A 23,452-nucleotide genomic window follows, 5' to 3' on the forward strand; every position below is an offset into this window, starting at 1 on the left:
AAGTTGATCACCTTTTTCTAACTGATATTATTTTTTGAATATTGCGTTGGTATTGAAGCGACAGATATTGAAGTAACGGGCAGGTTTGTTTAATAGTGAAACTTTAATTATTTTAAGTCGTATATAAAATGCGAAATCAATTAGGGAGGTGTACATATGTCTACAACTGTTATTATCATAGTAGTTAGTCATTAATTGTTCAACTATTGGGGGGCGTTAGATTAATAAGGCAACCAACTAATTTTTCGTTTCTTACACAACATTTCTGAATTTTAAGAAAGTTTAATCTATTCTCAACAAAATCATTTGTTATTAATTTTCAGAAAATGCTGGAGAAAGAAACAATTATGGCCAAAAGAGAACGGGTTTAAGGGGTCAGACCTCTATTTATGTAACATCTTGAGGAGGCATGATGTTGACAACGTTGGTAATTCATCCGACAATGGAATAATCTGTGATAAATAAACATTTGAAAAAACGATTATGAATGAAACCGATATTACTGTTCATGACTTATATGAAAAATATCCGGATGAACAAATTGATATTAAACATGAGCAGCTTTTATTAGAAGAACACAACCGGGTTATTTTCCAGTTTCCAAATTACTGGTATAGTTATCCCCCATTGCTTAAAAAATGGTTTGATCTTGTTTTAGAACGTGGTTGGGCGTTTAGAGGTCAGCATGCGCTCAAAGGAAAAGAGTTTGGTATTGCTGTAAGCTCTGGGTTTACCGCGGAAGACTACAGGTTTGATGGATTACATCGTCATACGATAGATCAAGTGATGGCACCATTTACCGCCACGTGTAATTTTATACGGACAAAATCACTGCCATTGTTTGCAACATTCGAAGAAGAACTTCAGACGTCAGCGGATTACAAGCAAATCGCTGATGCATATATTACTTATTTAACAAAATCGTTTAAGTTCCATCGGGAATCGTAAGCGTATGTAGGGGCAGAACCTTAATTTGCAGGGTGAGTGCTATTAATACCTTTTATATTTACGTTAATTTTAGATTTACACCTTAATTAGGCTTAACTTTATTAAAATGGATAGTCCGGTTGTATTATTTTCAATATGGTTTTGATACCTTTGACTTTAATTTACAGTATAATAGATAAATTATGGCGCGTAGTATAACCTGCTATATAGAAGACTTGTATCTGATAGTGCAAGTCTTCTAATAGGAGGTTTTTTCATTAAGTATCGTTAAATACTAAGGTCCCATGCATTGAGGTATAGTTCCAGATTTCGAGTCTAAAGGAGGGCAGGTTTATTCCGTTTCAAATTGAAAATCTTCATGTTCATGTAAACCATCATCATTTTCAATGTGAACAGTTACGGTATAAGATGTTTCAGCATCTAGTTCAACCTCAGAAGTATACACTCCAGATTCAGTTTCTTCGGCATCTGCCCAAACAGGGTGCTCATCGTCATCAGGCTTTATTTCAAATCTAACTCTACCTTCTTCTAATGGTTCGTCATTGAGTGAAATATTAACATTAAGAATCTCTTGCCCACTTGATTCACCATTTTGATGATTAAAATCTACATCAACATTATTTGAATGACTGTGGTCATGGCTATGATCATGTCCATCTTCATCTTCATGTGCTTCGTGTTCATCTGTCTCAGTAGGATTTCCTACTTGTACTTGATGTTTTGGCATAACATGTTGGCTTTTAGCTGTGACATGAGACTGAATATGGTAAATCCCGTCTTCTTGAAAGTTGTATTCTGCGGTATATAATCCTTCTTCGTCTTCTTCAGCGGTTACAAACGTACTTTCTTCTTTCTGTCCTTGCTGCCATACTTCAAATTCAACTTCGTCTGCTTCAGTCACAGGTTCATCGTTATGGGTCACTTTTGCTTGAAGGGTATGTTCACCGACTTCTAATTGATCGTCCATTAATATTTCGACCGAAATGGGCGTTAGGGTATCCTCTGTCTCATCGTTGGAATTCTCATCATCTGCATTAGACGCACATGCGCTTAATATTAATATGATTAACAAAAATAATAGTTTTTTCATATATGATGCTCCTTTCTATCTATAAACAAATATATCAAATTCTTCTAGAACCTTGAGGGTTGAAATGTGACAATGTATTTAAGATATATTTTATTTGAAGAAATTGTGACGGAGAGGTCATATGAAAAAGTTGATCACTATTTTATAAGAAATGATATTTGGGATAACGACTGACTGATGACCTTATCCAAAAATAAACTAATTTTTACAAATCTTTAAAATTATATTACAGTTAATGTAGTTATAATAAAGATGAAGGGGTATAACATGGAGAAGTGTTTTTGCTACGAAAAATTTAAGGACCAATTACCTAAAGATATTAAAATTACATGCTTTAAAGAAAAGTGTCGTAATTATCGTGAAAACATGAAAAAACTTAGGGAACATAAGGATTCATAAGTATACTTTACCAAACTATTAGGTAAACTTTTATAGTATGATAGAATTATATGAATAATCATGGGAGGTTGAAAGGAATGACGCAGCAGATGACAACCCAGCAAAACAAGATTGAATCCATTTTACAAAATATTGAACAAGTTATGGTAGGGAAGAGAGAAGCGATTGAACTAAGTCTACTAGCTTTATTAGCAGAAGGCCATGTCCTATTAGAAGATGTGCCTGGTGTTGGTAAAACAATGCTTGTTCGTTCATTAGCTAAGTCGTTTAACTTAGACTTTAAACGCATCCAGTTTACGCCTGATTTACTTCCATCAGACGTAACAGGTGTTTCTATTTATAATCAAAAAGAGATGAACTTTGAATTCCGTCCGGGTCCAATTCTAGGGAATATTGTTTTGGCAGATGAAATTAACCGTACGTCACCGAAGACTCAGTCTGCTTTACTAGAGAGTATGGAAGAAAAACACATTACGGTTGATGGGACAACAATGGAGTTAAAGCGTCCATTCTTTGTGATGGCGACTCAAAACCCAATTGAGTATGAAGGGACTTACCCTTTACCAGAAGCTCAATTAGACCGTTTCTTATTAAAACTTAATCTAGGGTATCCATCTATTGATGATGAGATCCAAATGTTAGATCGTACGTCTTCTGAGCATCCGATTGACCGTTTAGAAGCGGTTATGGATCAAGAGGATCTTTTAAGGCTACAAGAAGACGTAACTCATGTTCATGTGAGTGATGCGATTAAGAAATATATTGTTTATTTAATTGATGCGACTCGTAAGCATCCATTATTCGATCTTGGGGCTAGTCCACGTGCATCCATTGCTCTGATGAAAGCGGCCAAAGCATACGCTTATATTTCAAAACGTGATTATGTTCTACCGGACGATATTAAATATTTAACGAAACATGTATTAAGTCATCGTGTCATCATTTCATCTGAAGCTAAATTTGAAGGAAAAACAACTGCGTCAATCTTGGATGACATTGTAAGAAAAACAATTGTTCCAATTGAAAGAGGTTAAGTATGTTAAAGCCTTTTTCAACCATCATTCGTTTCATACTTGTCGTATTATTATTGGCCGCACTGTTTTCTTACGCAATGTTTCAAGGTGGATTTGTCAGTTGGTTCTTGTTTTTTGGGTTTTTACCTATTCTTCTATATTCATTTATCATCGTCATTTATCCACTCTCATGGCTTTCAGTTGAACGTGAAGTTTCAAAACGATATTTTCAGGCTGGTCAGACATTGAATGTCAAAGTCACGGTTAAGAGTAAGTTGCCTTTTCCTATCTTATTTATGATCATTGAGGACCAGTTACCTAAGAGTATTCATTATAATGATACTCGTCATCATAAGTATAAATTTTTAAAAAAACCGAATTCGTTGTTTAAAGAGGAAACGTATAAAACGATTATCTTCCCAAGGTTTAGACGAAAGGTAGTCTATGACTATAGTGTTACATCTGTTCCAAGAGGGTTACACGATTTAGATCAGGTCAGAATTTTAACAGGGGACTTTTTAGGATTAGTTAAAAAAGAAAATATTTTTTCTGCTCCTGTCAAAGTGTTAGTCGAACCTAGAGAGGTCGCTTTACGTTTAAATAATGAAATCTCTTATTTTGAAGAAGGCGAACAGACAGCTTATTCAATTAAAGCTAATCATACGAATCTGGTATCAGGAGTGAGAGATTATGCTCCTGGGGATCGAGTATCATGGTTGGATTGGAAGACGACAGCGAAAAAGCAAAAACTTGTTACGAAAGAGTTTGAGCAGGAAAAGCATAAGGACTTAACGGTCATATTAAACCGAATCCATTCTGAAAAAGAGGATTGGTTAGCATTTGAAGGTAGCGTAGAAATAGCTAATTCGATTGTGAGTGAATCGATTGATGACCATGGAAAAGTGTCATTTGTTGCGATTGGGGATAAACGTCATGAAATTCAACTTGATCGAGGTAAGCGAGATTTAGACCGATTGACACGCTATTTAGCTGAAACGAAGCTAGTCGATGAGTCACGTTCATTTTCTTCTAAACTATTAAAAGAAGGTATGCTCATCTCTAAGGATCGTAACTTAGTCGTCATCACACATCAGATTGATTCGAATTTGCACCGTACGATGGTTCAGATTAATCAACATGATGCCAAGATCAGTTTGATTTGTATTAAAAGTAAGCATCGGATTACGCCGAAAGAACGTCAAGCGCTAGAACAGTTAAAACAAGAAGGAGTTATTGTGACTTGGTTAAATGAAGATCAATTAACGAGTCGCTTGATTGAGGTGAACACATAATGCATTCATTAAAAGCTCAACAATGGATATCACTCATATTGTATGGCGGAAGTTTGTTACTACTTCTTGAGTGGATTTTTCCTCTAGAAGAAGTAACGGATACCTCTTTTACATCAACCTTTGTGATGTATATTGTGTTATGCTTCATCTTATCAGCGACACAGCTTCCTTATTGGATTGTGTCACCAGTAAAACTATTAGGTCTTCTGTTTGTAATGCATCAATTATATTTTGAACCAACCTTCTTTACGAAGGCATGGTTTGAATTGTTTTGGTTAGATTTAAATACGAATCTGTCGTTTTTATGGGCTAGAGATTGGGTGTCGTTAACGTCAAGTTTTAGAACGTTATTGTTTTTAATTTTATTATGGATGTTAAGTTATTTGCTTTATTATTGGTTTGCTGTACGAAAAAAACCCTTCTCATTCATTTTGTTTACATTCATTTATTTAACCGTATTAGATACATTTACCGCCTTTGATGCAAGCACACCAATTATACGGGCATTTATCATTGGCGTAGCGGTCATGGGTGTGGCGTATTTACAACATTTATTAGAAAACGAGAACATGCGTATGCCAGCGATGAAAACGATGGTGAAATGGATAGGTCCACTCCTCATCGTAATCGGTTTTAGTACAATCATTGGATATGCTGCTCCAAAATATGATCCCATTTGGCCAGACCCGGTACCATTTATCCAAAGCACAGCTGAAGGTAGTGGTTATGGTGATGGGCCAGGTGGCGGTGTTCAACGGATCGGTTACGGTGAAAATGATGAACGTTTAGGCGGTGGTTTTGTTCAGGACGATACGACCGTGTTCTATGCCCAAGCTCCAAAATCCCAATACTGGAAAGTGGAGACGAAGGATACGTATACTGGGCATGGTTGGACGCGTAGCCAAGATGGACAGTTTGAGCATTCAGAGGGGTCACTGGAAGGACTTCAGGAGTACTCTGATTTAGTCGATTTGAATGATGATCATGCACAAATTCAATTCGTTGAGCCAGGTTTCTTAAATAAATTGGTTTATACGTATGGGGTTGAGCATGTTACACCAGTCCATGATGGCATGAGCCTAGAATTTAACCGTATAACTGGAGAGGTCTTATCGAAAGTAGACGGTCAAACACGATTACCAGAATCATATGAAATTGACATGCAAAGACCCTTTTTCCCTGTTGAAGAGATGCGTACCGTTACAGAGAAAGGTGAACTAGATCAATATTTACAACTGCCAGATTCGCTTCCAGATCGAGTGGTCAGTTTAGCAGAGGAAATTACGGCAGAGCATGATAATCGTTATGATAAAGCGAAAGCAGTAGAAGAATTTTTCTCAAGTAACGGCTTTATATATGAAACACAGGATGTAGCTGTTCCAGATGGTGACGAAGATTACGTTGATCAATTCCTATTTGAAACACAAGTAGGTTATTGTGATAACTTCTCAACATCAATGGTTGTGCTATTAAGGTCAGTAGATATTCCTGCTAGATGGGTGAAAGGGTTTACTGAAGGCGAACGCCTCACAGGTGAAGATTATTTTGAAGGTCATCAGCCGGAATACGAAATCACAAACAACAATGCCCACTCTTGGGTAGAGGTCTATTTCCCTAATGTAGGTTGGGTACCATTTGAGCCAACTGTAGGGTTTAATAACCAAAGTAGTTTCAGCTATGGTGAGACATTGGATGATATTTTAGAAGAGGAAGAACAGGATTATGAACAACCTGAGTCATCTGAAACACCAGAGCTTCCTGAGGGAGAAGAAGAAGAGGAAGATGAAAGTGATGATCAAGCAGTGGCTAGTGGATCGATGTCCCAACCACTTAAGTATTCTTTAATAGGTGCAGGGGTCGTTCTTCTTACTATTATTATTTGGTTATTAATGAAGAAAAGGTTAGTCATCGTGAGTAAGTGGAAGAAACGAAAAATGGAGAATTACACCGATGTGGAGACATTCACGGAAGCCTATCAGTTTTTACTTCGTGCATTAGCACATAAAGGGCTGGTGTTTGGTGAAGGTCAAACGTTACGTGAATTTGCGGTGGATGTGGATCGTTGGTTTGGTGAGAATCATATGTCTCAACTAACAGCATATTATGAGCGTGCCATCTATCGTGATGAGTCGATTGATTCACATCATGCTGAGGTTAATCAATTATGGAATAAGTTAGTCAATGATGTCTTAGCTTGACGAAACGGGGAAACGCGTGTACGATATTTAATGTAAAAAATAAAAAATGAAACACCTCGTATAATATTGGGAATAAGGCCCAAGAGTTTCTACCGAGCCACCGTAAATGGTTCGACTACGGGGATTGCATATAAGTTTTGGTGTGTCATCGTGATTGATACACTCTCATTTGCAATTTTCCTCGTAAAAACTCTTGGTCAAAATACCAAGAGTTTTTTTAGTTGATCGATAAATAGGGGAATAGAGTTTGTCGGTTTTATTCATCGAGGGTGTTTCTTCTAAGGGGAGGAACAACAATGAAAAAGTATTTTAAGTTTGACGAGCATGGTACGAATTATCGTCGAGAAACCATGGCTGGTTTAACGACGTTCTTGGCAATGGCCTATATATTATTTGTTAATCCTAACGTTTTATCATTAGCAGATATTGAAGATCTACCTGCTGGTGTAACAAGAATGGATCCAGGTGCGATTTTTACTGCAACAGCTTTAGCGGCGGCTATTGGTACGTTGATTATGGGGTTAGTCGCACGTTATCCGATTGCGTTAGCGCCAGGTATGGGGCTGAATGCGTTCTTTGCTTATACGGTTGTATTAGGCTTCGGAATTCCTTGGGAAACTGCGTTAGCAGGTGTTTTAGCCTCAGGTCTCATATTTATAGTGTTAACTTTGACAGGTGTGCGTGAGCGAGTTATCAATGCTATTCCGAATAACTTAAAACTAGCTGTTGGTGCTGGTATTGGAATGTTTATTGCATTTATTGGTTTTACGAATGTTGGAATTATCGAATCGGATTCAAATACGTTTGTAACGCTCGGAAATCTATCTGACCCAAGAACATTACTTGCTGTTTTCGGTGTTGTAGTTACGGTTATTTTATTAGTTAGAGGGTTTAAAGGTGGCGTGTTTTATGGAATGATCATTACAGCTATTGCTGGTATGGTTGTAGGGTTAATTGATCCACCTAGTGGTATTAACGGTATTGTAGGCTCTGTTCCAAGTCTTGAACCGACTTTCGGTGCTGCATTCTCTCATTTCGGTGAAATTTTTACGATTGAAATGTTAATTGTTATTCTGACGTTCCTTTTTGTCGACTTCTTTGATACAGCAGGTACGTTAGTCGCCGTTGCAACTCAAGGTGGATTAATGAAAAATGATAAGCTGCCACGTGCGAATCGCGCATTATTCTCTGACTCTGCTGCTACAGTTGCTGGTTCGGTATTAGGGACTTCTACGACAACGTCATTTATCGAATCGACAACAGGTGTAAGTGCTGGAGGTCGTACGGGATTTGCCTCTGTCGTGACAGCAGGATTATTCATTTTAGCGTTGTTCTTCTCACCATTATTAAGTGTCGTCACATCTGAAGTGACCGCGCCAGCCTTAATTATTGTTGGTATTTTAATGGCGGCGAATTTGAAAAATATTGATTGGGATCGATTTGAAATTGCGGTTCCAGCATTTTTAACCGTTGTTGCTATGCCACTCACGTATAGTATTGCAACAGGTATTGCGGTTGGATTCATCTTCTATCCACTTACGATGTTGTTAAAAGGTCGAGGAAAAGAAATTCATCCAGTGATGTACGGATTGTTTGTTATCTTTATTCTGTACTTCATCTTCTTAACAGAGTAAATTATTTCTCGCCTTCTTTAATTCTAATTGCTTTGGCACGGTGTTCATCGTGAACATCTTTAAACAAGTGAATAAAGACAAGGCCATGCTCATAACGAGCGTCAACTTTGTCTTCTCTGACTTTATAAGGGAGCTCAATCGTCCGGTTGAAGCTCCCTTGTATTATTTCTTCTTGAATCAATTCGTAACCGGAAGCTGGAATTTTAATTTCCCCCTTAATATGCATGTGATAGCCGTCAATTTCACAATTGATTTGTTTGATTTGACTAATTCCGGGAATGTTAATGACACATAAGATCTCATATTCTTTTTTAAAAATATTGACTTGCGGGATGTTCGGTTTTAAAATACTGTCGAATTCATTCCAAAATGATTCACCAAAGAACTGATCGATGTTCTTACGCCACTCATGCATATGGTTAAATGAATTCATCATTCGTCATCATTCCTTTTCGATTCTTCTTCATTAACATATGCAAACGGGGTAACAGTTGATATAATAGCAATTACTAAAGAGGTGATGTCCATATGTTGGAAAATGGCATCGTGATGCTCGCAATCATTCTAAGCGTCAATATTGTCTATGTCTCTTTATTGACAGTACGTATGATTTTTACGTTAAAAGGAAAAAGATATATTGCCGCATCCGTTGGCGTATTTGAAATAACAGCCTATACATTAGGTTTAGGATTAGTATTAGATAATCTCGATCAAATCCAAAATCTTATCGCTTATGCTTTAGGATTTGGTCTAGGTGTTATTACGGGAATGAAAATCGAAGAAAAGCTAGCCATAGGTTATATTACAGTTAATATTATTTCTTCTAATCCTGACATTCCTTTTACAGAAACTTTAAGAGAGAAAGGGTACGGCGTTACAAGCTGGTATGCTTATGGGATGGAAGGTGACCGATTGGCCATGCAAGTTTTAACGCCTAGAAAATATGAGCTCATGTTATATGAAACCATTAAGGAAATTGACCCGAAAGCTTTTATCATTGCTTATGAACCACGGCAAATTTTTGGTGGCTTCTGGGTTAAGAAAGTAAAAGGGAGTAAGTTAAGACGTGAAGAAGAAAAATTACAGAGTGAGTGATTTTAAATCGATTAACGCATGTGTGGATCAGATCAAAAAAGATGGATTTATGCCGATAAAACGAATAGAAAAACCTGTATTTAAAGAAACCAGTTCTGATCCAGAACCATTTCGGCAAGAGATTATATTTGAAGCGGTAAAAATGGATGAATAAAGCTGTCAGCGAATGCTGACAGCTCATCTCATTTACTCGATTCAGTGGTTGTTTTATGTGAGTCGTTTTGGTTTAATCGTTGTTGAACAACATCTGTTACTGGACAATAACGGACGATTCCTTCTGCGACTTTCATAGCAGACATTAAAACAACCATCCAATGACTTTGGTTCCATGGTCTTTTTACTAGCTTAACAGCTCCATAAACGAGTAAAAACAGACCTAACGTGATTCGAGTAAGTGCGTTAATAGTACCAATGTTTTGTTTTCCCATTTTACCCCTTCCCTTCAAAGTTTTAATGTATTAAAATTTTAAGTAATGATAGTCTGAAACGGGGGATTTGAATGAATGAACATCTGTATAGATGGCGAAACAGGCAACTACGTGAACATGTTGCTGTCATTGATGGTCATCTTGCTCCTACAAAAATTTTAAAACAAGCAACCTACTTAAATGTATTTTTGAAAAAATGGCTAACCGCAAATATATGGATTTATGAAGATCGCATTGTTTATGTAGGCGATGACTTGCCAGAGCATATTCCGAGTTCTACGGAAGTGATCAATTGTCAAGGTCAATATTTAGTGCCAGGATACGTAGAGCCACATGCTCATCCATTTCAGTTATATAATCCCCATTCTTTAGCTGAATATGCACTTAAAACGGGTACGACCACTTTAGTGAATGATAATCTAATGTGGCTTTTATTATTAAATCAAAAGAAAGCGTTTTCCTTATTAGATGAAATGCAAAATATACCCGTTTCAATGTTTTGGTGGGCGCGTTTTAGCTCGCAGTCTGAACTTCGTGAAGAGGCTGAGTTTATTGGTGATGAAGAGGTCTTGAAATGGCTGAATCATGAAGCCGTGATTCAAGGAGGAGAGCTGACGAATTGGCCAGACATTTTACAAGAAGATGAACGCGGTTTATATTGGATGCAGGAGACAAAGCGTTTAAGAAAAGTAGTGGAAGGTCATTTTCCTGGAGCTTCAAGGAAAACACTAACGAAAATGAAGCTGCTTGGAGCTGACGGGGACCACGAATCCATTTCAGGTGATGAATTATATCGCCGTCTTGAATTAGGGTATTATGCAGCGATTCGAAACAGTTCCATTCGTCCAGATTTACGAAAAATTTTACAGGATCTTAAAGAAATGGACTTAAATGTTTGGGATTACGTTTTATATACTACAGATGGGTCGACACCTTCTTTTTATGAGGAAGGAATCATTAATAAATGTATCGAAATTGCCATAGAGGAAGGCGTACCTGTTGAAGATGCTTATGCGATGGCAACCATTAACCCAGCAACTTATTTCTCGTTAGAACATCGCCTTGGAAGCATTGCTCCAGGGCGTGTGGCCCATATTAATTTCCTTAAATCTAAAGAAGACCCGACTCCTGTATCTGTATTAGCAAAAGGAGAATGGGCTGTAAAAGACGGTGTTACCTCAAGTCTTACTTCATCGATTGATTGGAATGAATTTAATTTAACGAAAATGACATTAGACTGGGAATTAGAGTCGGATGAATTGAGATTCTCGATGCCCATTGGAATGGAAATGGTCAATGATGTCATCATGAAGCCTTATCCTATTAAATCAGAGGCTGATACTAATATGTTAGCTCGCTCTCAAAATGAGGCTTATGTCATGTTAATAGATCGAGATGGAGAATGGAGAGTCTCAACGTTCCTCAAAGGGTTTACAAAACGTTTAGGTGGATTAGTTAGCTCTTATTCTAATACAGGTGATATTATATTAATTGGAAAGAGTAAACGAGATATGTCACTCGCCTTTAAACGAATGCAAGAGTTAGGCGGTGGAATTGTCCTCGCCCATGCAGGTGAAATTATATTCGAATTACCTCTTGAAATAAAAGGGGTTATGACCGATGCCCCAATGGAAAAGCTAATAGAACAAGAAAAAGAAATGAAAAAGATTCTTCAAGATTTCGGATATGCGCATAGTGATCCAGTTTATACATTATTATTTTTGTCATCTACACATTTACCGTATATTCGTATTACACCAGTGGGAATTATGGATGTCATGAAAAAAGACATACTTTTTCCGGCGATCATGCGTTAAAATAGAACAAGATAAAAGTATTAGGGGATGTGGAATATGAGAAAGCTGTTAATCATACTCATTGTAAGTCTATTTGCGTTATTAGCTGCATGTTCTGATGATGCGTCTGAAGGTCCTGTTGAAGAGGATTCGGATGAAGAAGCGGTTACGGATCCGAATGAATCGGAAGAAGGGGAGAATGAAGAACCGGAATTTACGTATCCATTGACTGGACTTGGAGCATACGAGGAACCTAAGAATCGAGCGCTGGCAGTTATGGTAAATAATCATAATAAAGCCCGTCCACAAACTGGATTAGGTAATGCTGATATAGTTTACGAATATTTAGCTGAAGGTAAAATTACTCGTCTTTTAGCTATCTTTCAAAGTGACATACCAGATGTAGTCGGTCCTGTTCGTAGTGCCCGTGAGTACTACATCGAAACCGCAAAAGCACATGAAGCTATTTATATTTATCATGGGGCGGCCGACTTCATCGAAGAAGATTTACGGGCAGGATGGGTAGACAATCTAAACGGTGCATACTACGATGATGATCAATTTTTATTTAAACGTGAATCATTTAGACAAGCTCCTCACAACTCATATGTCATGTTACCAAATGCTTATGAGATCGCTTCTCGTAACAATATTGAGCGCGAAGTAGACCATGAATCGTGGGAATTTTTATCAGACGATGAACTCGTAGAAGGAGAAACAGCTAACGAAGTTAATATTACGTACTATGATAATTTAAAAGTCTCTTATGTTTATGATTCCTCCTCTGAACAGTATACTCGCTATAGTGATGGGGTTAAATCAACAGATTTAGAGACGGAAGAGCCAATTGAAGTATCAAATATTTTAATTTATGAAACAGAACATCGTGTTGCAGATGACCAAGGTAGACGGTTTATTGACCGTGAATCAGGTGGAAATGGTTATTTAATTCAAAAAGGTAAGGTTAAACCAATCGAATGGCGAAATGATAATGGACTAATGAAGCCTTATATTGATGGTGAAGAGGCTAAGTTAGTACCTGGTAAAACTTGGATTAATGTCATTCCATTATCTCCTGGACTAGAACAAGGTGTGACTTTCGAATAAAAAGGAGGCAAACATCATGCAAATTGATAAATTACGTGGTCGTGAGTTAGATCAGTTATTTAAGGCGATTTTAACCCTTAAAGATGTAGAGGAATGTTATCGATTCTTCGATGATGTAGCAACAGTTAACGAAATACAAGCATTAGCTCAACGCTTAGACGTCGCACGCATGTTACGTGAAGGACATACGTATCATCGAATTGAAGAAGAAACAAGTGCATCTACAGCGACCATTTCTCGTGTAAAACGATGCTTAAATTATGGAAATGACGCTTATGAATTAGTGTTAGATCGTCTTTATGAAAATGAAAAAGAGGAAAAATAAAAAGAAGGGCTGCACCTTATCAAAATTATTTAGGTGCAGCCTTTTATTTATTGCATCACATCTATTGTTTCATTTAATTTTTCCGCTGAGGAAGCAACTTCTTGTGAGGCTTCGTCGATTTCGTTTATACCATTTTGTAACTGGATGAGTTCGTTTTCTGTCGCTTGGTTCTGAGCTTTGGTGTTTTGCATGGTCTCTAGTATTTGTGTAAAGGATGTTTCGGTGTTCTTCATATTTGAACTTCCTTCTACGACTAATGAATTAATTTGTTGTACTAATTTGTTAACGTTATTGATGTGATCATTTGTTTTTTGGATCAGCTCGGAAACATCGGTTGTAGATTGTTTAGTTTCATCAGATAGCTTTTTAATTTCCTCTGCTACAACAGCAAATCCCTTTCCATACTCTCCTGCTCTTGCGGCTTCAATTGATGCATTAAGGGCAAGAAGGTTAGTTTGTTCAGCAATGTTATGTACCATATTGATGACTTCATTAATTTGAGCTGAAATATCATTAAGCTCCATAGAACCTTTTGATATATCGGCCATTCCTTCTTCGATACTTTTTAAGTTTTGAATTTGTGTTTCTAATTGGCGCTTTCCTTCAAGTGAAAGGTCCTCCGAGTGTTCTGCAAGCTTTGTACCTTCCTTTGCGGTATTAAGTATTCGTGTAGTTTGTGAATTTAATTCTTGAATGGACGCACTTGTTTGCTGGGTGAAGGAGGCAAGACTTTCTGCTGTCTCACTAATATTTTCAACCGTTTCTTTCTTTTGTTGTTCATATTGATCACGAATTCGTTGGTGCTCTTTTTCATAAGCTTCGAGTACAATCTGTTGTTCAAAGTTTAATAGACGACTGATCGATTGAATGGCTTCTACTAATTCTTTTGAGTCATCGATCTGTTGTTTGATAACATTGACTAATGAGTTTAATAAATCTTGAAAGGCCGACATATACCATTCTGTTTCAAGTCCAATCCGAACGTGTACATGGGCAATTCTTAAGCGTTTTTCATAATAGTCTTCGTCAAGTTGACCCCTAAACATTTCTTTTACATGCCGAGTTAGTGTATTCTTTAACCGTTCAATGCTACTGTGTTCTTCGATGATGCTTAATAAATTTGGTTGAGCGGTAATCTTTTCATAGAATCTCGTTACAATAAATTCTATGTTATCTTCAACAATTGGCTGTAGTTTCTTAATTCTCTTTAAATCTTCAAAATCTAAACCGATCATTTCTAATTGTTTTTTTAGTTTTGGGTGCTTTGACAAATCAATTTTTACATCTTGTGGTAGATCGTCACCGAAAAATAAATGGGGTTGTTTAGTTCGACCAAACATGTAATTCACCTCTTTAGTTTATTTCTTCAGAATGAAATATGTAACATAAAATAAATAATGGTACCTACCATATTACAATATTTTGGCAAACAAATCATGTAAATTTTGAAAATTTATTAACACCATTTCAATAATAAATCGTCTGCTCTTAAAGGGTTTGTTTCTATTATTTTAATGGTAGTTTTTAGGTGGTAATGTTTTAAATAACCATAAAATATTTTGAATATTATGTTAATATTGTGTTAGAAGTTATTAAATTAAAGTATATGTAAAATGAGAAAGGAGCGTCATCATTGGAATCATATACTCACGCTAATTTCCTAGAAAGGTTGTTAGCAAAATTTTTGGACTTTAATATCCTGTCATTATCTATAGCCTTATTATTTTTTATGATGACGGGTCATTTCTCCATTGATTGGAGAAGTAGTTTAACTTGGGACTTTTTCTACGTCTTTTATTTAGTAGTGACCCCCTTACTTTGGTCTGGGTATGTTATTGGAAAACGCATTTGTAAAATCAAATTAAAACAAACAAATGGAGATAATGTTGACATTTCCAACATGATTCGGAGGGAAGTTGTCGGTTTCCATCTCATTGGTTTTCTAACGCTTGGATTGTCTCTTATTGCAAGTGTATTCATGGTCATATTTCGAGAGGACAAAAGAGCGATTCACGATCTCATTGGTGGGACTTACGTCGCTAAAGCTGATCAATCTCATTAAATGAAGAGGGAATTTGTTTGCATTTAATAGTACCAGCAAGTTTGAATATGGGCGACATAATGGCGCGTTAATCATGTTTTGTATTGTTTTAGCTATTCCTACGGCAATAATTATATTATTTTTGGTTATTAAAAATGGAAATAACCGATTAAAGCGAGTTGAAGAGAAACTGGATAAAGTATTAGAGGAAAGTGAAAACAATACCGGATAAACTTCAAATACATATGGCAAGAGCTAAATAAGGCGATCATCTATCTAATCGTCTTGTGAAACGGGGGTTTAGTTAAAGAAAACAGAGCATCAAATCGCTTTGCAATTCGATGCTCTGTTAATAATTCTACTATCCTCTTAACAACCTTAATCCATTCAGAATAACTAAGATCGTACTTCCTTCATGTCCGATAACCCCTAAAGGAAGAGATAAGTTTTGAGAAAAGTTGGCCATGATTAATAAGATAATGACGGCTATTGAGAAAACGAGATTTTGTTTAATAATCCGATTAAGTCTGCTTGATAGTTTGTAAGATTGCTTGATCTTTTCTATTTCACTATTCATTAAGACGAGGTCGGATGTCTCTATGGCTACATCTGTTCCATTCCCCATCGCAATTCCGATATCAGCTTTTGCCATAGCGGGCGCATCATTAACTCCATCGCCAACCATTGCTACAGACCCATAGGTTTCTTTAAGTTTTTCAACTTGAGAGAGCTTTTCTTCTGGTAAGCATTCTGAAATCCATTCGGCTAATCCAGCTTCTTGACTGATTGATGCGGCTGTATTTTCATGGTCTCCCGTGATCATAATGGTTTTAATTCCTTGCTTGTTTAAAAATTGTATAAGTGCCTTGGTCTCTGGTCTAATTTGGTCTTTAATCCCTAGAACGGCAATAAGTCTATCATTTTTCGCTACATACACAACGGTTTTACCTTCATTCTGCAATTCTTTTCGTTTGTTTTGAAGAATATCTGAATCATGCTCGATGTCTTGGATTAACCTTTCATTTCCAACTAGAAAAGTATTTTGTGGTGAATAAGCTTTTACACCTTCACCTGGTACATCCTCAATAGATTCGATATGAATCTTCCCGGTCAGTTTTTGAGATTCTCCGAACGCAACAACGGCTTTCGCTAATGGATGACTAGATTGTTTTTCGATAGATACTAATGCTTCTAAAACATCCTGTTGATCTTCAATAGTTTCATAATCCGTCACTTCAGGTTGACCTTTCGTAATCGTCCCTGTTTTATCAAAGGCCATGGCTTTAACTTTTGATAATTGTTCTAAGTAAGTACCGCCTTTCATTAAAACCCCATTTCGCGCACCTGTACTAATCGCTGAGAGAATTGCGGGCATGATGGACGCAACAACCGCACACGGTGATGCTACAACTAATAAAACCATCGCTCGATAAAAGGTTTGATCAAAACTCCAATTAATAGCGAAAGGAGGGATGATGAGCATCAAGGCTACGACGGCTAAAACGGTGATGACATATGGCCCTTCAATTTTGTCAATTAATTGTTGCGAAGGTGGCCGATTACCTTTCGCTTCTTCAACAAGTTGAATCATCTTTTGGAATAGTGAATCTTCATTACGCTTTGTGACTTTAACGACTACAGAGCCACTGCCATTAATCGTGCCGTTAAAAACGCCATCTCCAGCTTGTTTACTAACGGGCATAGATTCACCTGTAATGGTCGATTCGTCAATAGATGTCACGCCACTTATGACTTCTCCATCTGCTGGTACACGTTCACCATTACGAATTAATATTCGGTCTCCGATTTTTAATTGACTGACTCGAACGGGCACAATCGAATCATCGTTTGTTAAAAGATTAGCTTCTTCTGGAGCTAATTCCACTAATTTAGATAAGTTCTTTTCACTCTTTTGTAATGAATAAGTTTCCAGGACGCCACTTAACGAAAAGATGAAAATAAGAATAGCGCCTTCATGCCAATAGCCAATCGAAGCAGCCCCAACTGCTGCAATAATCATCAGAATTTCAACGTTTAAGCTTTTATCATACAGGAGGTCTTCAATTCCTTCTTTAGCTTTGTAATAGCCACCAATGACATAGGCAGAAATGTAAAGTATGGCAATGAAGATGTTTTCTACCTGATTGATTTCGCTTATATAGGCAAATAAAATTAATAAACCACTGATGATTGAAAAAATTAATTCTAGATGTTCTTTAATTTTATGTGATAGAAAATGGGGATCGGTCGCTTGGTTGTATTTTGAAAGCTCCATAATATCCTCCCTAATTTGAAAATTATAATAGTTATTTATTTATAATTATTATAAATAAATAATAACACACCTCACCTAAGGAGGTAAGTGTTTTGCTTAAAATAAGAAAAAAGTAAGACTAAAGGTGAGGATGGAACCTGTGAGAGTCGTGGTGAGATATAATATGAAGGTGAGCCATTGATGTTCCTGAATCAGTTTCATGGACTCGACACTGAATGTAGAAAACGTGGTAAAGGCTCCGAGGAACCCGACAGCGAAGAAGGTATAGAAAAGTTGTGTTTCAACGAATAAAGCCATAACGACTCCTAGTAAAGCTGAGCCGATTAAATTGACAGTTAACGTAGAAAAGGGGAAAGAGCTCTTCTTTTGAAATAGGTTGACGACCTCATAGCGACTAATCGCACCAAGTGCTCCACCTATGGCAAGCATTACGAGATTCATGCTGCTTGGCTCCTTTCGTATATGTTTTTAATCACCCAAAAACCTAATGTGGCAAGTAATATACCGCCTATGACTGAAGTAAGTGCATACCATAAAAATGAATGGATGGAGGTATCGATTAGTAGAATTGAATCAGCTGCAAACATGGACATGGTTGTGAACGATCCACAAAAACCAATCCCAAATAACAAATGCATGATGTCGTGTTTTTTAAAATATAAATAGGCTGTAAATCCGCCTAAGAGTAAGCTACCTACTAAATTAACTATTAATGTGGCGGTTGGAAAAGTGGAATAGCTAAAGACCTCTGCCATGCCGCCTCTGGCTAACGTGCCTGACGCACCACCTAATCCAACCCACATCCATTGTTGTGATTTTAGCTTCATACTCATTCCTCCGAATATTGATACACGTATTCTAACATAAAAGCCCCTACCAATAGGTAGAGGCTGACAGATTAGTATTGAATTTTTTCTTGTAAGAAAGATTTAAGCTCTGAGATTGGCATACGTTTTTGTTCCATGGTGTCACGATCACGTACCGTCACTTGACCATCTTCTTTAGAATCAAAGTCATAGGTGATACAGAACGGTGTTCCAACTTCATCATGACGACGGTAACGTTTACCAATCGAGCCTGACTCATCGTAATCAACCATGAAGTCTTGTGAAAGGTCAGCGAAAATTTCTTGTGCTTCCTCAGATAATTTTTTAGAAAGTGGGAAAACAGCTGCTTTATATGGCGCGATTGCTGGATGGAATTTCATCACGGTACGAGTTGATCCATCTTCAAGCTCTTCTTCTTCGTAAGCATCGGCCAAGAAAGCTAGTGCTAAACGGTCAGCACCTAATGCAGGTTCAATAACATATGGTACGTAGCGTTCGTTTGTTTGCTGGTCGATGTATTGCATATCTTCGCCTGAATGCTCAGCGTGTTTACTTAGGTCATAATCGGTTCGAGAGGCGATTCCCCATAGTTCACCCCAACCAAACGGGAATTGATACTCTAAGTCAGTTGTCGCGTTACTGTAGTGAGATAGTTCTTCTTTGTCATGCTCACGGCGACGAACTTTTTCGGCATCTAGTCCTAAATTAGTTAACCAGTTGTGACAGAAGTCTAACCAGTAGTTATACCATTCCAACTCTTCACCTGGTTTACAGAAAAATTCCATCTCCATTTGCTCGAATTCACGCGTACGGAAAATAAAGTTTCCTGGTGTAATTTCGTTACGGAAGCTTTTACCGATTTGAGCAATTCCAAATGGGAGCTTCTTCCGCATGGAACGCTGAACGTTTTTGAAGTTGACAAAAATACCTTGTGCGGTTTCAGGACGCATGTAAATCTCATCAGAAGAATCCTCAGTGACACCTTGATAGGTTTTGAACATAAGGTTGAACTGACGAATTTCAGTGAAGTTATCAGAGCCACAATTTGGGCAAGTGATGCCTTCTTCTTGGATAATTTTTTCTAATTCGTCAAATGGTAAACCGTCTACAATCCGTTCTTCGCCTTTTGATTCAAAATGGTTTTCAATTAAATGGTCCGCACGATGACGTGATTTACAATCTTTACAGTCGATCATCGGGTCGTTGAAGTTCCCTAAGTGGCCAGATGCTTCCCAAGTTTTTGGGTTCATTAAAATGGCTGCATCTAGACCAACATTATAAGGAGATTGTTGAACGAATTTTTTCCACCAAGCATCTTTTAAGTTTTTCTTAACTTCTACACCTAATGGGCCGTAATCCCATGTGTTTGCAAGTCCTCCATAGATTTCAGAACCTTGAAAGACAAATCCACGATGTTTTGCGTGATTGACTAACTGTTCCATATCTTTTGCCATTGTAATTGGCCTCCTTTTAAGTAATGTCATTTTGTTTCAGGCGGATGTTTTCCCTAAAGGGGGCGGTCTCAACTTCACGAAACTCAACATCGTTCGTTTCGGGTGATTTTCTCCTTGCCTAATCCTCTAGGATTCGCCGCCTTTCAGTTCACTTACAACGTATCGTTGTTACAGAACTAACCATGTTTAAAAAACTAAAAACTCTCGTCCACATGGGCCTTCATCAGCCCAGGGACGAGAGTGTATATCCCGCGGTTCCACCCTGATTGGTATGCATTCGCATACCCTCTTTCAGAACGAAAACTCCAGGTCGCCGTTTCACTAAACTATACTTTCAGGCTTTCACCATCCCTGATTCGCTATGAGCATTGAGCTTAGCTACTATAAACCTTTCATCGTTTATATGTAATTTGCTATTTTATATTAGCATATTGTACCACCTAACTCAACTTTTATGAGACACGATTATTCTCTAATTAAATAACAAAAAATTAACACTTTATGACGGTACATGAAACGCTGAAACTCTTAGCTATTTTCTGATATAATGAGATAGCGAAGAAGTCAGTTGGAGGAATCAATGGTGATTGAAGATTATCAACAGTGGAGACACGTATTTAAGCTGGATCCAAACAAAGACATATCAGATGAAAATTTAGAGGCGATTTGTGAATCTGGTACAGATGCCATCATCGTTGGCGGGACGGATGACGTTACGTTAGATGATGTCCTTAATATGTTAGCGCGCATAAGGCGTTATACTGTTCCATGCATTTTAGAAGTATCTAATATTGAATCTGTAACACCTGGATTTGATTTTTATTTTATTCCAATGGTGTTAAATAGTGAAGACCGTAAGTGGATTGTTGGCCTGCATCAGGAAGCAGTTAAAACTTATGGTGCGTTCATCGAATGGGAAGAATTGTTAACAGAAGGATATATTATCTTAAATCCAGATTCGAAAGCTTATCAATATACGAATTCGATTAATTTAGATGAAGAGGATGTCGTGGCGTACGCTCAAACAGCTGAAAAACTAATGCGCCTGCCATTCGTCTATTTAGAATATAGCGGGACATATGGAGATCCTGATTTAGTTCAAAATGTTCATGATGCTTTAGACGATGCTATATTAATCTATGGTGGTGGCATCAAAACAAAAGAACAAGCAACTGAAATGGCGGAGCGCTCTGACATTGTCGTCGTCGGTAACGTCATTTATGAAGATATTAAAGCAGCACTCCGAACAGTACATGCTGTGAAAAAGGTGAATTCAAAATAAAGGTGGGTCTTAATTGAGTTTAACAGCCAATGAAATTTTAGCTGGCATGAATAAACCGCAACAAGAAGCGGTTCAACATACAGAGGGGCCATTATTAATTATGGCTGGAGCAGGAAGTGGTAAAACACGAGTGTTAACACACCGTATTGCTTACTTGTTATCCGAAAAAGAGGTTGCCCCTTACAATATTTTAGCGATTACGTTTACGAATAAAGCAGCCCGTGAAATGAAAGATCGTGTGGAACGCCTTGTAGGGGATGAGGCGAAAAATATCATCATGTCTACGTTTCACTCACTTTGTGTAAGAATTTTACGTCGCGATGGAGATCGAATTGGTCTTGATCGTAACTTCGCGATTTATGATATGACGGATCAATTAACAGCGATAAAAGAATCGCTTCGCATGAATAATATTGATTCAAAACAATATGACCCGAAATCGGTTTTATTTGCGATTAGCGGTGCTAAAAACCAACTCAAAACACCCAAGCAGTTAAAAGAAGAAGCGAATAATTACTATGAAGAAGTCATTGCACAACTTTATGATACTTATCAATCCATTCTTAGAAAGAATCAAGCGCTTGATTTTGACAGCTTGATTATGGAGACCTTCCATTTATTTGATCGCGTGCCAGAGGTCCTAAAGTTTTATCAAAACCGTTTTCAATACATACACGTAGACGAGTATCAGGACACAAACCGAGCACAATATCAATTAGTTAAATTATTAGCGTCACGATTTAAAAATTTATGTGTCGTAGGTGACTCTGATCAGTCCATCTACAAATGGCGTGGAGCTGATATTTATAATATTTTATCATTTGAAAGTGACTATCCGAATGCCAAAGTCATCTTACTAGAACAAAACTACCGATCAACGAAAACGATTTTAGAAGCGGCTAATACAGTGATTGAGAATAATACGTCGAGGAAACCTAAACATCTATGGACGGACAACCCTGATGGTACTAAAATTCGTCTTTTCGAGGCGTATGATGAACGTCAGGAAGCTCGATATGTAATCGATCAAATTCAAGAAATGATGGAAGAAGGAAAACGTAGTTATCGGGATTTCGCTATCCTCTATCGTACTAATGCACAGTCTCGTGCGATGGAAGATGTGTTAATGAAGTCTAACATTCCATATCAAATTATCGGTGGTACAAAATTCTACGACCGCAAAGAGATCAAAGATATGCTAGCTTATTTACGGTTAATCGCTAATCCGCATGATGATATTAGCTTTATGCGTGTCGTAAATGTTCCAAAACGTGGGATCGGAAAAACATCTGTTGAGAAACTTCAGATGCATGCTGAAATGAGTGACCAATCCTTATTCGATGCTATTTTGGAATCAGATTTTACAGGTATTTCGAAAAAGGCAGTAAACCAGCTTCATCATTTCAGAACATTAATTGAACAATGGCAAAAACAACAGGAATTCTTATCTGTGACAGAGCTTGTCCAAGAAGTATTAACGCGTTCGGGCTATGAAGAGGAATTAAAGAAAGATAAGTCGATTGAAGCACAAGGTCGTTTAGAAAACTTAGATGAGTTTAAAACCGTTACACAACAATTTGAAGAAACGAATGAAGATCAGTCATTAGTTACCTTTTTAACGGACTTAGCATTAGTATCTGATTTAGATAACACTGATGAAGAGACGGATAATAAAGTGACATTAATGACGTTACATTCAGCTAAAGGGTTAGAATTCCCAATCGTATTTTTAATCGGCTTAGAGGAAAATATTTTCCCGCATAGTCGTTCGTTATTTGACGAAGAAGAAATGGAAGAAGAACGTCGATTAGCTTATGTCGGGATTACACGTGCTGAACAACTATTGTATATCACTTATGCATCGTCACGTACTTTCTTTGGACGTCGCCAGAGTAATCAACGCAGTCGTTTTATCGAAGAAATCCCAAGTGAGTTAATGGAACGTGAAGGAACATTGAGTAATATGACGTTTGAATCAGGTGGAAGTCTTGAGCAAGCGATGAATCAATTATCTAATAAACAAGCTCAACCGAAGCCAAAGCGTCGTGCTCAAAAGATTCAAAAGCAATCCGCAACACCAGACAACTGGTCTCCAGGAGATAAGGTTGAACATAAAAAGTGGGGGCAAGGTACGATTGTGAAGGTTGTCGGTGAAGGAGATAATAAAGAATTAGACATTGCTTTCCCATCACCTGTTGGGGTTAAACGTTTATTAGCGAATTTTGCGCCGATCAATAAAATTGAATAA

Annotated in this window: 21 protein-coding genes and 1 riboswitch; of the genes, 13 read left to right on the top strand and 8 right to left on the bottom strand. The window is 37.4% G+C overall.

Annotated elements, in window-relative coordinates; genetic code table 11:
- The first annotated feature begins 483 nt into the window (after positions 1 to 483).
- Positions 484 to 948 (top strand): NAD(P)H-dependent oxidoreductase, encoded by a 465-nt coding sequence (locus tag BMY57_RS08105; RefSeq protein WP_091773514.1) that lies wholly within the window; start codon positions 484 to 486, stop codon positions 946 to 948.
- A 331-nt stretch (positions 949 to 1,279) separates the two neighbouring features.
- Here BMY57_RS08105 and BMY57_RS08110 read toward each other — a convergent pair whose 3' ends face one another.
- Positions 1,280 to 2,038 carry a FixH family protein gene (locus BMY57_RS08110; protein ID WP_091773515.1) on the bottom strand — a complete coding sequence of 253 codons (759 nt, stop codon included), beginning with the start codon at positions 2,036 to 2,038 and terminating at the stop codon, positions 1,280 to 1,282.
- A gap of 476 nt (positions 2,039 to 2,514) precedes the next feature.
- Between BMY57_RS08110 and BMY57_RS08115 the strand changes: the two genes are divergently transcribed.
- The 4 genes from BMY57_RS08115 (at position 2,515) to BMY57_RS08130 (ending at position 8,574) form a co-directional block, all read left to right on the top strand.
- Complete coding sequence (locus tag BMY57_RS08115; protein ID WP_091773516.1) at positions 2,515 to 3,471, top strand: AAA family ATPase; 957 nt, start codon at positions 2,515 to 2,517, stop codon at positions 3,469 to 3,471.
- Between the two features lie 2 nt (positions 3,472 to 3,473).
- Positions 3,474 to 4,742, top strand: coding sequence for a DUF58 domain-containing protein (locus tag BMY57_RS08120; RefSeq protein WP_091773517.1), 1,269 nt, complete (start codon positions 3,474 to 3,476; stop codon positions 4,740 to 4,742).
- The gene (locus tag BMY57_RS08125) at positions 4,742 to 6,940 is read left to right on the top strand and encodes a DUF4129 domain-containing transglutaminase family protein (protein WP_091773518.1); all 2,199 of its coding nucleotides are present in this window, start codon (positions 4,742 to 4,744) and stop codon (positions 6,938 to 6,940) included. Before BMY57_RS08120 ends, BMY57_RS08125 begins: the two co-directional genes overlap by 1 nt.
- Before the next feature lie 36 nt (positions 6,941 to 6,976).
- Positions 6,977 to 7,078: riboswitch (purine riboswitch) on the top strand.
- A 158-nt stretch (positions 7,079 to 7,236) separates the two neighbouring features.
- On the top strand, positions 7,237 to 8,574 hold the full coding sequence (locus tag BMY57_RS08130; RefSeq protein ID WP_091773519.1) for an NCS2 family permease: 1,338 nt from the start codon (positions 7,237 to 7,239) through the stop codon (positions 8,572 to 8,574).
- A 1-nt stretch (position 8,575) separates the two neighbouring features.
- Here BMY57_RS08130 and BMY57_RS08135 read toward each other — a convergent pair whose 3' ends face one another.
- Complete coding sequence (locus BMY57_RS08135; protein ID WP_177176354.1) at positions 8,576 to 9,007, bottom strand: Hsp20/alpha crystallin family protein; 432 nt, start codon at positions 9,005 to 9,007, stop codon at positions 8,576 to 8,578.
- Positions 9,008 to 9,102: 95 nt separating this feature from the next.
- Here BMY57_RS08135 and BMY57_RS08140 point away from each other — a divergent pair, with 95 nt between their 5' ends.
- Entirely contained in the window at positions 9,103 to 9,669 is a 567-nt protein-coding gene (locus BMY57_RS08140; RefSeq protein WP_091773521.1) for a DUF2179 domain-containing protein, read from the top strand.
- Positions 9,641 to 9,823, top strand: a complete 183-nt coding sequence (locus BMY57_RS08145) for an NETI motif-containing protein (protein ID WP_246247289.1) — start codon at positions 9,641 to 9,643, stop codon at positions 9,821 to 9,823. The genes BMY57_RS08140 and BMY57_RS08145 overlap by 29 nt, the downstream gene beginning before the upstream one ends.
- A 28-nt stretch (positions 9,824 to 9,851) precedes the next feature.
- On the opposite strand, the gene BMY57_RS08150 is transcribed toward BMY57_RS08145, so the two are convergent.
- A complete protein-coding gene (locus tag BMY57_RS08150; protein WP_091773523.1) occupies positions 9,852 to 10,097 on the bottom strand; it encodes a YgaP family membrane protein in 246 nt (81 codons plus the stop codon).
- 71 nt (positions 10,098 to 10,168) lie between these two features.
- On the opposite strand from BMY57_RS08150, the gene BMY57_RS08155 reads away from it, so the two are divergent.
- The 3 genes from BMY57_RS08155 to BMY57_RS08165 are packed head-to-tail and all read left to right on the top strand — an operon-like array spanning position 10,169 to position 13,325.
- A complete protein-coding gene (locus BMY57_RS08155) occupies positions 10,169 to 11,914 on the top strand; it encodes an adenine deaminase C-terminal domain-containing protein (protein WP_091773524.1) in 1,746 nt (581 codons plus the stop codon).
- A gap of 36 nt (positions 11,915 to 11,950) precedes the next feature.
- Positions 11,951 to 13,000, top strand: a complete 1,050-nt coding sequence (locus BMY57_RS08160) for a DUF3048 domain-containing protein (RefSeq protein ID WP_091773525.1) — start codon at positions 11,951 to 11,953, stop codon at positions 12,998 to 13,000.
- Positions 13,001 to 13,016: 16 nt separating this feature from the next.
- The gene (locus BMY57_RS08165) at positions 13,017 to 13,325 is read left to right on the top strand and encodes a YerC/YecD family TrpR-related protein (RefSeq protein WP_091773526.1); all 309 of its coding nucleotides are present in this window, start codon (positions 13,017 to 13,019) and stop codon (positions 13,323 to 13,325) included.
- 47 nt (positions 13,326 to 13,372) lie between these two features.
- Here BMY57_RS08165 and BMY57_RS08170 read toward each other — a convergent pair whose 3' ends face one another.
- On the bottom strand, positions 13,373 to 14,665 hold the full coding sequence (locus BMY57_RS08170) for a globin-coupled sensor protein (RefSeq protein WP_091773527.1): 1,293 nt from the start codon (positions 14,663 to 14,665) through the stop codon (positions 13,373 to 13,375).
- A gap of 293 nt (positions 14,666 to 14,958) precedes the next feature.
- Between BMY57_RS08170 and BMY57_RS08175 the strand changes: the two genes are divergently transcribed.
- Complete coding sequence (locus tag BMY57_RS08175) at positions 14,959 to 15,387, top strand: RDD family protein (RefSeq protein ID WP_091773528.1); 429 nt, start codon at positions 14,959 to 14,961, stop codon at positions 15,385 to 15,387.
- A 340-nt stretch (positions 15,388 to 15,727) separates the two neighbouring features.
- On the opposite strand, the gene BMY57_RS08185 is transcribed toward BMY57_RS08175, so the two are convergent.
- The 4 genes from BMY57_RS08185 to BMY57_RS08200 form a co-directional block, all read right to left on the bottom strand.
- Complete coding sequence (locus BMY57_RS08185; RefSeq protein WP_439895794.1) at positions 15,728 to 17,656, bottom strand: heavy metal translocating P-type ATPase; 1,929 nt, start codon at positions 17,654 to 17,656, stop codon at positions 15,728 to 15,730.
- A gap of 81 nt (positions 17,657 to 17,737) precedes the next feature.
- The gene (crcB, locus tag BMY57_RS08190; RefSeq protein WP_091773531.1) at positions 17,738 to 18,082 is read right to left on the bottom strand and encodes a fluoride efflux transporter CrcB; all 345 of its coding nucleotides are present in this window, start codon (positions 18,080 to 18,082) and stop codon (positions 17,738 to 17,740) included.
- On the bottom strand, positions 18,079 to 18,468 hold the full coding sequence (locus tag BMY57_RS08195; RefSeq protein ID WP_177176355.1) for a fluoride efflux transporter FluC: 390 nt from the start codon (positions 18,466 to 18,468) through the stop codon (positions 18,079 to 18,081). Before BMY57_RS08195 ends, crcB begins: the two co-directional genes overlap by 4 nt.
- Positions 18,469 to 18,539: 71 nt before the next feature.
- Positions 18,540 to 19,922: a glycine--tRNA ligase gene (locus BMY57_RS08200; protein WP_091773533.1), complete on the bottom strand. Its 1,383-nt coding sequence runs from the start codon at positions 19,920 to 19,922 to the stop codon at positions 18,540 to 18,542.
- Between the two features lie 586 nt (positions 19,923 to 20,508).
- Between BMY57_RS08200 and pcrB the strand changes: the two genes are divergently transcribed.
- Positions 20,509 to 21,204 (top strand): heptaprenylglyceryl phosphate synthase, encoded by a 696-nt coding sequence (gene pcrB / locus BMY57_RS08205; protein ID WP_091773546.1) that lies wholly within the window; start codon positions 20,509 to 20,511, stop codon positions 21,202 to 21,204.
- Between the two features lie 13 nt (positions 21,205 to 21,217).
- Positions 21,218 to 23,452 (top strand): DNA helicase PcrA, encoded by a 2,235-nt coding sequence (gene pcrA, locus BMY57_RS08210; protein WP_256205276.1) that lies wholly within the window; start codon positions 21,218 to 21,220, stop codon positions 23,450 to 23,452.

Origin of the sequence: Piscibacillus halophilus (assembly GCF_900110685.1) — a bacterium.
Lineage (GTDB): Bacteria > Bacillota > Bacilli > Bacillales > Alkalibacillaceae > Piscibacillus > Piscibacillus halophilus.